At 53.9% G+C, this 10245-nt stretch carries 13 protein-coding genes; 11 read left to right on the top strand and 2 right to left on the bottom strand.

The window, feature by feature from the left end; translation table 11 throughout:
* Nucleotides 1–86: 86 nt before the first annotated feature.
* A complete protein-coding gene (locus GTGU_RS00800) occupies nt 87–296 on the bottom strand; it encodes a hypothetical protein (protein ID WP_038153459.1) in 210 nt (69 codons plus the stop codon).
* A 76-nt stretch (nt 297–372) separates the two neighbouring features.
* Entirely contained in the window at nt 373–651 is a 279-nt protein-coding gene (locus GTGU_RS00805) for a hypothetical protein (protein ID WP_038153461.1), read from the bottom strand.
* A 163-nt stretch (nt 652–814) separates the two neighbouring features.
* Here GTGU_RS00805 and GTGU_RS00810 point away from each other — a divergent pair, with 163 nt between their 5' ends.
* The 11 genes from GTGU_RS00810 to GTGU_RS00860 are packed head-to-tail and all read left to right on the top strand — an operon-like array spanning nt 815 to nt 10191.
* Nucleotides 815–1321 (top strand): DUF1441 family protein, encoded by a 507-nt coding sequence (locus GTGU_RS00810; RefSeq protein ID WP_038153463.1) that lies wholly within the window; start codon nt 815–817, stop codon nt 1319–1321.
* Nucleotides 1321–3432, top strand: coding sequence for a phage terminase large subunit family protein (locus GTGU_RS00815; RefSeq protein ID WP_038153465.1), 2112 nt, complete (start codon nt 1321–1323; stop codon nt 3430–3432). The genes GTGU_RS00810 and GTGU_RS00815 overlap by 1 nt, the downstream gene beginning before the upstream one ends.
* Nucleotides 3429–3644, top strand: a complete 216-nt coding sequence (locus GTGU_RS00820) for a hypothetical protein (protein WP_038153474.1) — start codon at nt 3429–3431, stop codon at nt 3642–3644. Before GTGU_RS00815 ends, GTGU_RS00820 begins: the two co-directional genes overlap by 4 nt.
* 8 nt (nt 3645–3652) lie before the next feature.
* Entirely contained in the window at nt 3653–5164 is a 1512-nt protein-coding gene (locus GTGU_RS00825) for a phage portal protein (RefSeq protein WP_038153466.1), read from the top strand.
* On the top strand, nt 5121–7223 hold the full coding sequence (locus tag GTGU_RS00830) for a ClpP-like prohead protease/major capsid protein fusion protein (protein ID WP_156963973.1): 2103 nt from the start codon (nt 5121–5123) through the stop codon (nt 7221–7223). The genes GTGU_RS00825 and GTGU_RS00830 overlap by 44 nt, the downstream gene beginning before the upstream one ends.
* A 59-nt stretch (nt 7224–7282) precedes the next feature.
* The gene (locus GTGU_RS00835) at nt 7283–7609 is read left to right on the top strand and encodes a capsid cement protein (protein WP_038153467.1); all 327 of its coding nucleotides are present in this window, start codon (nt 7283–7285) and stop codon (nt 7607–7609) included.
* Complete coding sequence (locus GTGU_RS00840; RefSeq protein WP_038153468.1) at nt 7609–7983, top strand: head-tail joining protein; 375 nt, start codon at nt 7609–7611, stop codon at nt 7981–7983. The genes GTGU_RS00835 and GTGU_RS00840 overlap by 1 nt, the downstream gene beginning before the upstream one ends.
* A 1-nt stretch (nt 7984) precedes the next feature.
* Complete coding sequence (locus GTGU_RS00845; protein ID WP_051857261.1) at nt 7985–8647, top strand: hypothetical protein; 663 nt, start codon at nt 7985–7987, stop codon at nt 8645–8647.
* Nucleotides 8644–9198, top strand: coding sequence for a hypothetical protein (locus GTGU_RS00850; protein ID WP_038153469.1), 555 nt, complete (start codon nt 8644–8646; stop codon nt 9196–9198). Before GTGU_RS00845 ends, GTGU_RS00850 begins: the two co-directional genes overlap by 4 nt.
* Nucleotides 9188–9784, top strand: coding sequence for a phage baseplate assembly protein V (locus tag GTGU_RS00855; RefSeq protein WP_038153471.1), 597 nt, complete (start codon nt 9188–9190; stop codon nt 9782–9784). The genes GTGU_RS00850 and GTGU_RS00855 overlap by 11 nt, the downstream gene beginning before the upstream one ends.
* A gap of 47 nt (nt 9785–9831) precedes the next feature.
* A complete protein-coding gene (locus GTGU_RS00860) occupies nt 9832–10191 on the top strand; it encodes a GPW/gp25 family protein (RefSeq protein WP_038153473.1) in 360 nt (119 codons plus the stop codon).
* The last annotated feature ends 54 nt before the right edge of the window (nt 10192–10245 follow it).

Raw genomic sequence — 10245 nt, forward strand, 5'->3', positions numbered from 1 at the left:
TTGCAGGAGTACATTAACACTCAGTGCCTGAAATGACCGACCACTATCCAGATAGATCCTGAGTCAGGTCGGGATCTACGTAAATTTCATTTTGAAATGTTCATGAAGTCAGCGGATGTCGCGTTACTCCAGTCATCAGTAACATGGTCCCAGTCACAATAGATTACTTCTTCATCCTGAGAGCATTTTGCTGGGTTGCCTGTTTGTTGTATTTCGGTTTTATCAGGCTGTGAAGCCGAGCATCCGGCGATAAGTATGACAATTGCATAAAGATATATCCAGCCTTTCATTTTCATATCCTTCCTTGTCTGTCAGCCTCAGGGCTGAATGACTATATCAACAACAAAATACTAACAGGGCAGATTAATAATGTCAGATAAACCTGTTGTTAATATTGATAACCGTAACTGGTACATGTTCGATCTTAAGTACACAGATTGCGATGGTCGCTCTTTCGCGATCCCATTCTATGCCATTAGCAGATACCACGCTGCCTGCATCGTGGACGACATCCGCAACACCGCCACCCTCGGCGATCAGACTGTTGAAATACTTAAGCTTGATTAATGTATTTTTAAAAGGTACTCCCTGGGAGGTGAAACGCCGGGGGGACGGGGACGCGCGAAAAACGGCTAGTTTTTGATTTTTCATGGGACACCACCACCTGTTTTAACTTATTGAATATTAATTAAAATTTATGGTTTGAGGTGGGGATTTTGCCGTTTTCATGGGACACCTCAACATGCTTTAACTTATTGATTACTAATAATAAATCATGATTTGAGGTGGGTTTTGCTGGTGTGAGGATTTACGAATGACAAACATCAGCAACATCGGCGACGTTTACCACTGGAGCATCGCTAAGATCGCCGAAGCGTTTGGTATGGATCGCAAGTCTGTCAGGCGGCGACTGCTGGATGCCAATGTTCCTGTCGCCGGAACGGTACGCGGTAATCCGGTCTATGCCCTGAAAGACATCGGTCCGGTGTTGTTTTCCGATAGTGGTGCTGGTGAACCTGATGTTATGCATGACCCGTCAAGGATGTCGCCTAAAGAGCGCAAGGACTGGTACCAGTCTGAGACAGAGCGGGTCAAACTTGAAACCTCCCTGAAACAGCTTGTTCCGGCGAGTGATGTGCATCGTGAAATGGCGCTCATGGTGAAAGTGGTTACGCAGGTGCTGGACACCTGGCCGGACAAGCTTGAGCGTGATCGCGGATGGAAGCCTGCACAAATTGCCGAGGCGCAGCGGGCTATTGATGATATTCGTGAAGCGCTGTCGACGGAGCTGCATGATCGTGACGATGAAGAGGACGACTGATGTTTGCTTCTGCCAGCGCTATCCGGCGGGATGTATCCGAACTGCTTAAACCGCCTGCCAGGATGCCCGTTGCTGTCGCTGTTGAAAAATATATGCGCGTGCCGCTTGGCGGTGGTAGTTCACTACCGTGGGAGGCGACGCTAACGCCTTACATCATTGAGCCGATGAACTGTCTTACCTCCCGCGACTTTGATGCGGTTGTGTTTGTTGGACCTGCGCGAACGGGGAAAACCGTGGGGCTGATAGACGGGTGGATTGTATACAGTGTTGTGTGCGAACCCGCCGATTTTCTGCTTATTCAGATGACCGAGGAAAAGGCGAGGGAGCATTCCCGCAAACGCCTTTCGCGTACATTTCGCGTCAGCAAGGAAGTCGCGAAAAGACTCAGCCCGCGCTCAAACGATAACAACGTTCACGATATGACGTTCCGGGCAGGGAACTACCTCAAGATTGGCTGGCCGTCCATTAACATCATGTCTTCATCTGACTATCGGTTTGTTGCCCTGACGGATTACGACCGCTGGCCGGATGATATTGATGGTGAAGGTGATGGCTTCTCGCTGGCATCAAAACGAACGACAACATTCATGTCAGCAGGAATGACGCTGGTTGAGAGTTCGCCAGGCCGTGAAATAACGAACACCAAATGGCGAAGAACGTCGCTGCATGAAGCGCCGCCGACAACCGGGATACTGTCATTATACAACCGTGGCGATCGCCGCCGCTGGTACTGGCCGTGTCCTGAATGCGGTGCGTACTTTCAGCCATCAATGGATGCGATGACGGGATACCGTGACGAACCCGATCCGGTTAAGGCCAGTGAGGCAGCGCATCTTGAATGCCCGCACTGTAGTGGCGTCATCACATCTGAACAAAAACGTAGTCTTAACGGGGCTGGTGTCTGGTTGCGGGAAGGTGAAGCCATCGACCGTGACGGCAATATTTCAGGTGAACCACGTCGCTCGCGTATTGCGTCATTCTGGATGGAAGGCCCGGCGGCAGCGTATCAGACATGGGCACAACTGGTTTACAAATTACTGACGGCAGAGCAGGAATATGAGGCTACCGGCAGCGAGGAAACCCTGAAAGCGGTCATTAATACCGACTGGGGTTTGCCGTATCTGTCCCGTGCCGGAAGTGAGCAACGGCAGTCTGATGTTCTGATGCGGCGTGCCGAGGATTACGGTAAGCGGCTTGTACCGCCGAAGGTGCGTTTTCTGCTGGCGGCAGTCGACGTGCAGGGTGGTAAAAACCGCCGGTTCGTCGTCCAGATCGTGGGTTATGGTGAAAACGGAGAACGCTGGCTGGTGGACAGGTACAACATCCGCCAGTCGCTGCGCTGCGATGAAAACGGCGAGGCACAGCAGATCCACCCAGGCGCATACGCTGAGGACTGGCAACTACTGGTTACCGATGTGCTTGAGAAATCGTATGCACTCCAGTCAGATCCGTCACGTCGCATGCCGGTGATGGCGATGGCCGTGGACAGCGGCGGTGAAGACGGGGTAACGGATAACGCTTATCGGTTCTGGCGGCAGTGCAAACGCGATGGCCTTGGCAAGCGCGTTTATCTGGTCAAGGGCGACAGTACAAAACGCCAGAAGCTCATCACAAAAACGTATCCCAACAATACCGAACGCAGCAATCGTCGCGCCGATGCGCGTGGCGAGGTTCCCGTGTACCTGTTGCAGACAGACATGCTCAAAGACCAGCTAAGCAACAATCTGGATCGCGAGACGCCGGGAGCCGGATATATCCATTTCCCTGGCTGGCTGGGTGAATGGTTTTACGATGAGCTGACTTATGAAGAGCGCGGTGCTGATGGTAAGTGGCGGAAACCGGGAAAAGGGCATAACGAAGCCTTTGACCTGTTCTGCTATGCCCATGCAGTAGCGATCCTTCGCAAGTACGAAAAAATCCGAGACTGGGAAAGTCCGCCATCGTGGGCGAAAGACCAGGACAGTAATTCCGATGTCTTCACAGGAGAGCGCCCGCCTGTGAAATCCGATGTGAAACAGAAAACATCCAGACCAAAAACCTCACAGGAACCGTCACTTTCTCCCGTGTCCGGTGGCTGGTCAGGATCATCAGGTAATGGTGGATGGTTATGACGAGAGAAGAGATATGGGACATGCTGTTACTGGTGCGTATGGCGTATAAGGATTCGCTGGAGGGTAAAAGCATTTCTTTTACAGGTGTTAACGGACGTTCAATCACTAATCACGACCCCGATGCCATCCGTGAAGAAATACGTTACTGGGAAAAACTCTGGGCGGCTGCAAACAGGCGTGGTGGAAACGTCAAACTCGCACACTTTCGGTAAGGTCTTCTATGGGATTCATTGAAAAAACACTTGGCGTTATTTCGCCAGGGTGGGCCGCTGCGCGCGCAAAAAACAGGATGAGGCTCAAAGCCTATGAAGCTGCCTCGCCATCCCGCCTGCACAAGGCCAGTCGCGAATCCCGTTCAGCCGATACCGCTGTGTTTATGGCGGGAACCTCGTTGCGGGAACAGGCGCGGTGGCTGGACGAAAATCACGATCTTGTTATTGGCATTCTCGACAAAATGGAAGACAGGGTGATTGGCGCGCATGGGATCCATGTTGAGCCTCAGCCTCTGGACATGGAGGGGAATCTGCACGCTGACTTTGCCAGCCAGATTTCTGCGCTATGGGCTGAATGGTCAGTTCGTCCGGAGGTTACCGGGATGTTTACGCGTCCTGAGTCTGAACGCCTGTTACTGCGATCGGCGTTGCGTGATGGCGAGGTCTTCACTCAACTGCTGCGCGGTACCGTCGCCGGATTGCAGCATGCCACACCTGTTCAGTTCTCAATGGAAATGCTGGAAGCCGATTTTGTGCCAATGAACCTGAATTCAGCGGCGGGGCAGCAGATCCGGCAGGGGATTATCCTCAACGCCTGGGGGCGGCCAACAGGCTACAAGGTGTACAAAAATCATCCGGCCAGCATGACCGGGTTTAGTACCGGATTAAAAACCATTCCGGCAGACAGCATGCTGCATATCGCCATGCGAAAACGCCTGCATCAGGTGCGGGGCATCAGCATCCTGCACGGCGTGATTACCCGTCTCGCTGATATTAAAGACTATGAGGAGTCAGAGCGAGTTGCTGCCCGTGTGGCGGCCTCGCTCGGGATGTATATCAAGCGTGGCGATGCCGCCACCTTTGATACTGATGACTATGAAACCTCTGAGGATGGGCAGAAATACCAGCGTTACGACTTCTCGCCAGGGATGATTTATGACGGACTGGAACCGGGCGAAGAAATTGGCGTAATCGAGTCAAACCGTCCTAATGCGCATCTGTATGAATTCAGAAACGGGCAGTTGCGTGCCGTGGCCGCTGGTACGCGCGGGAGTTATTCCAGCATTGCCAGAGATTACAACGGTACTTACAGCTCGCAGCGGCAGGAACTGGTCGAAGGATTTGAGGGTTACAACGTGCTACAGCAGTGGTTCGTTGGTCAGTACAGCCGTCCGGTATATCGCGCATGGCTTGCCATGGCGCTGATGACGCTGGACATCCCGCCAGAGGTTGATAAACGCACACTTTACAACGCCTCCTATCTCGGTCCGGTGATGCCGTGGATTGATCCGGTGAAAGAGGTTGCCGCATGGAAAGGCATCCTGCGCGGTGGTGCCGGAACCGAAGCTGAGTGGGTACGTGCTCGCGGGCAGTCTCCTCAGGAGGTTAAACGCCAGCGTGTACGGGAAACAGAATTTAACAGAAAACATGATCTGGTGTTCGACTCGGACGCCGCTAACGATAAAGGAGTGCCAGATGCACAACAAACCACGAACGCACCAGCGCGGGATGATGATTAACCCCTGCGCCAGTCTGGCCGGTACCGATGCGGCAACCGGGCAAAGCTGGTATGAAATCCGCGCGCAGGCTGGTGGACGGGTGGAAATTTTCATCTATGACATCATCGGCGGCTGGGGTATTACCGCACAGCAGTTCGTTGCTGACTGCAAGGAAGCCGGGGTGTTTGAGGCCCGTGCGATTGATTTACACATCCACAGCCCAGGCGGCGACGTTCTTCACGGCTTTGCCATCTATAACACGCTGTCCCGTCTGAAAGCGAAAGTTGATATCTGGGTGGACGGGGTTGCTGCCAGCATGGCATCAATGATCGTTTGCCTGCCTGGTGCCACGGTACATATCCCCGCAAACGCGTGGATCATGATCCATAAGCCATGGGGAGGGGCAGCCGGTGATTCTGATGACATGCGCGATTATGCCGACTGGCTTGATCGCAACGAGGCGTTAATGCTCAACGCCTACCTGAAAAAAACCGGACTGGAACAGGCTGAGCTTGAAGCCATGCTGAAAGCGGAAACCTGGCTTAACGGAGTGGAAGCGGTGGAAAAAGGTTTCGCCGATTCCCTGGAACCCGAACTACAGGCCGCGGCCTGTGTGAATGAAAACAAACTGAAGGACTATATAAATATGCCTGAACAGATCAAATCACTTTTTGCGCCGCGTGCTGAAGGCAATGCCAACCCCCCGGTCAAGCCTGTTACCCAGACTGTGCAGGAACCGGTACCGCAGCCCGCGCCCACTGAAGCATCACAGCCGTCAGGTAATATCGATATTGCGGCACTTGCAACGCAGTTACAGCAGCAGATGCAGGCTGCAAATACTGCCCGCATCGGCGAAGTGGCAGCGGTATTCGAGCAGTTTCCGGCGTTTGCCAGCCTGAAAAATGAATGTGTCGCTGATATTAGCTGCCAGCCTGAGCAGGCGCGCGAGAAACTGCTGAAAGCGCTGGCGGCAGACAGCACCCCCAGCGCCGGACCGGGTGCCATTTATGTCCATGCCGGTAACGGTAACATCGTTGGCGACTCTGTTCGTAATGCCATCATGTCCCGTGTGGGTTACACCGAGGTGCAGGCTGACAACCGCTACAACGGTTACACCCTTCGCGAGATGGCGCGCGCCTCGCTGGTTGATCGCGGGATCTCGATTACCGGCCAGTCTGCCCCAATGCAGATTGTCGGGGCGGCATTTACCCACAGCCGCAGCGACTTCGGTAATATCCTGATGGATGTCGCCCATAAATCCGCGCTGGTTGGCTGGGAGGAATCCGGGGAGACTTTCGACCAGTGGACCCGCAAGGGCACACTGACCGACTTCAAGGTATCCCATCGTGTTGGTCTGGAATCGCTCCAGTCGCTGCGCGAAGTGCGGGCCGGTGCTGAGTACAAATACATCACCCTGAGCGATCGCGGCGCACCGATTGCGCTGGCGACTTACGGCGAACTGTTCAGCATCGACCGCCAGACCATCATCAACGATGATCTTGATATGCTGACCCGCGTCCCGATGATGATGGGTATCGCTGCCCGCCACACTATCGGCGATCTTGTCTGGCTGGTGCTGACCAGTAACCCGAAAATGCCGGATGGCAAGACACTTTTCCATGCTGATCATGGCAACCTGGTGAGCGCGCCGCTGACGATTGAAGGTCTGGATACAGCACGTAAAGCCATGATGTTGCAGAAATCCGGTAAACGCACGCTTAACATTCGTCCGGCATTCATGTTGTCCTCTGTGGCAATGGAATCCCGCGCACGCCAGCTTATCAAGTCCGCCTCTGTGCCGGGTGCAGATGCCAACAGCGGCATCATTAACCCGATTCAGAACTTTGTTGACGTGATCGCCGATCCGCGTCTTGACGACAGTTCAGCGACGGATTATTACCTGGCCGCCGCGCAGGGTCGTGACACCATTGAGGTGGCCTATCTTGATGGTGTGGATGCGCCGTACATTGAGCAGTTGCAGGGTTTCACGGTTGATGGCTCTTCATTCAAGGTGCGCATCGATGCAGGTGTGGCTCCTCTCGACTGGCGCGGTCTGGTCAAAGTGGCGACCGCAGCCTGACAGGGCATTTTTTTATACTGACGGGTGGCGCTGCCACCCTCATTAGTGGAGAAGTTACGATGGCTACAAATTATCAGCAGGACGGGTACACCATGGATTTTACGAACACGGGTACGGCGGCAATTCTGTCCGGCGCGCCGGTGGTGGTCGGTGGTGTTGTCGGGGTGGCTCACGGTGATATCCCGGTTGATTCATCGGGTGTGTTGCATATGGCAGGGGTATTCGTGCTGCCTAAAGCCAGTGAAGCGATCGCTGCCGGAACGAAACTGTATATCAACAATGGCAAGGTAACCGCCACTGCGCCGACAAATCCCGCTGTCGCAGGCACCGCGTGGGAGACCGTCACTGTTGACGCCAAGGCAGTTGCGGTGAGGCTTGGCTTCTGATGAGCAGGTTCCGCGATCGGCTGATGAATGCAGATGCCCGGATTAACCGGGCGTTTGCCGAAGACTCGCCTGCCGTTTTGTTTCTTGAAAGCGGCCCGCGTCAGGTTACTGTCATTTATGAATCGCCTGATGCGCCGGTTGAGGTGCCAGGCACGGGGAAAATTGTTAACCAGACACCGGCATTCAGCGCCATGACGGCAGATCTTACCGGATTAGCAGAGGGCGATAAAGTCGATATCAGTGGCGCGTCTTATCGTGTGACGCATATCGGATCTGATGAATACGGGCGGACGCGTGTCACCCTTGGCCGTGGTGAACCCGGCAACAATACACCGGAGGTTCTGGCTCCGAGCCGTCCGCAATGGAGAACATAATATGGCGCGGGAAAGAGTACTCCATGGAAATGCTGTCATCGATATTGATGTTGATGAACTGGTTAAGCTGGCTGCGGGATTTGATGTACCGCGAAAAACAATTCATAAAGCATGGGGTGTTGCACTCAAAAAGGCCGCCATCACTCTCCGGCGTCGGTCGCTTAACGAGTTCAAAGAAGTCGCTGCGCCACGCAGTATGGCAATGGTCTCACGGCGCATCATGCCACCGTTCATATTCAGAAAGTCCGGGTTTGGTCTTGATGAAATAAAACTGTGGTTCGGCCTTAACCGGGTGAAGGTCAAAGACCTGAAAGGCCGAATCACGGGTAAAGAGCCACCCAGGCACAGCCTGCGCGACCCCAATACCGGGCGATTTATTGCCGCTTCTGAGCGTGCTGGTTCATGGTCTTTGGCGTTTAATTCCGCTGGTGAGCTTGGTACTCAGACTTACGATAACGCATGGCGATCAAAGGATCGTAAAAATATCTTATCCCGCAACGCCAGTGGGCGACTTGTTGCTGCTGCTGTTCCACTGTACGACAAAATTCATGTGCGTATTGAAGACAATGTTATTGCGGATGCGGAAGAGCTTGTACTGAAATATTTCACCCATGAGCTGCAATGGCGGCTTAAATCTGGAATGTGGAAAGGTGATCTGACATGACAAAGCCCGTGCTGATGGGGACATGGCATAAAGCGCTAACGGATTCTTTATCCTCTTTGTCCTGGGTAAAGAATGTCGCTGACTATCCGGAACAGGTAACCAAACTGACGACGCCTGCTGTTTTTGTTGACGTTGCGGGCTGGCAGCAGGCGGATTCGTCTGATGGGCAGGTTAACGTGGTATTGCAATGCGATCTGTTTGTGGTGGTGGACAGGACCGGGCAGAGCGCGGAAAAGCCTGAGGTATACGCGCGGGCGCTGGCGATGGATCTGACGCAGTGGCTTTCCGGTGCTGATTTTGGCATCGAGGAGGCATACCCGGCTGAATTTCTTGATGCGGTGCGCGATGAGTTTGATCAGCGTCTGGCTGACTACATCGTTTTCCGTGTGTCGTTTTCGCAGCAGTTGCCCGTTGGCGAACCGTTTTTTGCCGATCCGGAAGGTGCGCCGCTACAGCGGGTTTACCTCGGCGTCGCGCCTGATATTGGCCGCGCTCACGAGGAAGATTACCGCTTAATCTGGGAAAGCAAGGACAGCGGCGATGAGCAGTGAAGAGCTGGCAGACCTGCGCCAGCGGGTGGCAAACATGGTCCGTCGTGGCGTTATTTCTGAGGTTATTCCCGGCAATCCTGTTAAGGTCAGGGTACGACTCGGGCCCATCATCACACCGCCGATCGCGTGGTGTAACCTGATGAGCAGTGGCAATTTTCAGGTGCGCAGCCTGCCTAAACCCGGCGATGCCGTGACCGTGTTCAGCGAGGCCGGAGATTTGCGCAACGGGCGGGTTTATCCAGGAGCCAACATTGATGCAGTGTCGGTACCGGACGGGGAGGATAGCGAACTGGCGCTTGTCTTTGCCAATGGCACCGAAATCCGCTACAGCCAGGACAACAACACGTTAAACATCATCCTTGCTGAAGGCGGAAAATACACGATAAAAGGGGATGGCACCCTCGACGGCAACGTAAAAATCACGAAAGAACTGACTGTTATGCAGAATATTTACGGGATGCAGCAGATCAGCGACGCGGCAGGCACGATGTCAGCTATCCGCATGACTTACAACGGTCACAATCACCGTGGCGACAGCGGCGGACAGACAGCCCAGCCAAACCAGCAAATGCCTGTCAGCAACTGACCAACATCATAACCGCCTTTCCGGCGGTTTTTCTTTTCAGGTGAACCATGATTGGCATTAACGCAGAAACCGGCAGATACCTGTCCGGCAATGAGCACCTGCAACAGTCGGTAAAAGACATCCTTTTGACCCCAAAAGGCACGCGTGTTTTGCAGCGCGAGTACGGTTCTGACCTGCTGAAACTCGTTGACCGTCCGCAGGACGCAAGGCTTCGCCTGCAAATTATCCGCGAAACGGCAACCGCGCTCGGACTGTGGGAGCCACGTATCAGGCTCACCGGTGTCCAGGTTTCATGGGTACAGGAAGGCGTGTTCATGGTGACTCTCACCGGCGTCAATAAAGAAACGAACGAACAAATCCGGCTGGAGGGAATTGCAATTGGCAAGACAATCGCAGGCGATCATTGATTTATCCGCGCTGCCTGTACCGGATGCGGTACAGGTGCCGGATACAGAAGAAAT

The sequence above is a fragment of the Trabulsiella guamensis ATCC 49490 genome, assembly GCF_000734965.1.
GTDB lineage: Bacteria > Pseudomonadota > Gammaproteobacteria > Enterobacterales > Enterobacteriaceae > Trabulsiella > Trabulsiella guamensis.

Excerpts from the sequence above, each read along its gene's own strand:
- GTGU_RS00800 (WP_038153459.1), bottom strand. The coding sequence starts at position 296 with ATGAAAATGAAAGGCTGGATATATCTTTATGCAATTGTCATACTTATC.
- GTGU_RS00805 (WP_038153461.1), bottom strand. The coding sequence starts at position 651 with ATGAAAAATCAAAAACTAGCCGTTTTTCGCGCGTCCCCGTCCCCCCGG.
- GTGU_RS00810 (WP_038153463.1), top strand. The coding sequence starts at position 815 with ATGACAAACATCAGCAACATCGGCGACGTTTACCACTGGAGCATCGCT.
- GTGU_RS00815 (WP_038153465.1), top strand. The coding sequence starts at position 1,321 with ATGTTTGCTTCTGCCAGCGCTATCCGGCGGGATGTATCCGAACTGCTT.
- GTGU_RS00820 (WP_038153474.1), top strand. The coding sequence starts at position 3,429 with ATGACGAGAGAAGAGATATGGGACATGCTGTTACTGGTGCGTATGGCG.
- GTGU_RS00825 (WP_038153466.1), top strand. The coding sequence starts at position 3,653 with ATGGGATTCATTGAAAAAACACTTGGCGTTATTTCGCCAGGGTGGGCC.
- GTGU_RS00830 (WP_156963973.1), top strand. The coding sequence starts at position 5,121 with ATGCACAACAAACCACGAACGCACCAGCGCGGGATGATGATTAACCCC.
- GTGU_RS00835 (WP_038153467.1), top strand. The coding sequence starts at position 7,283 with ATGGCTACAAATTATCAGCAGGACGGGTACACCATGGATTTTACGAAC.
- GTGU_RS00840 (WP_038153468.1), top strand. The coding sequence starts at position 7,609 with ATGAGCAGGTTCCGCGATCGGCTGATGAATGCAGATGCCCGGATTAAC.
- GTGU_RS00845 (WP_051857261.1), top strand. The coding sequence starts at position 7,985 with ATGGCGCGGGAAAGAGTACTCCATGGAAATGCTGTCATCGATATTGAT.
- GTGU_RS00850 (WP_038153469.1), top strand. The coding sequence starts at position 8,644 with ATGACAAAGCCCGTGCTGATGGGGACATGGCATAAAGCGCTAACGGAT.
- GTGU_RS00855 (WP_038153471.1), top strand. The coding sequence starts at position 9,188 with ATGAGCAGTGAAGAGCTGGCAGACCTGCGCCAGCGGGTGGCAAACATG.
- GTGU_RS00860 (WP_038153473.1), top strand. The coding sequence starts at position 9,832 with ATGATTGGCATTAACGCAGAAACCGGCAGATACCTGTCCGGCAATGAG.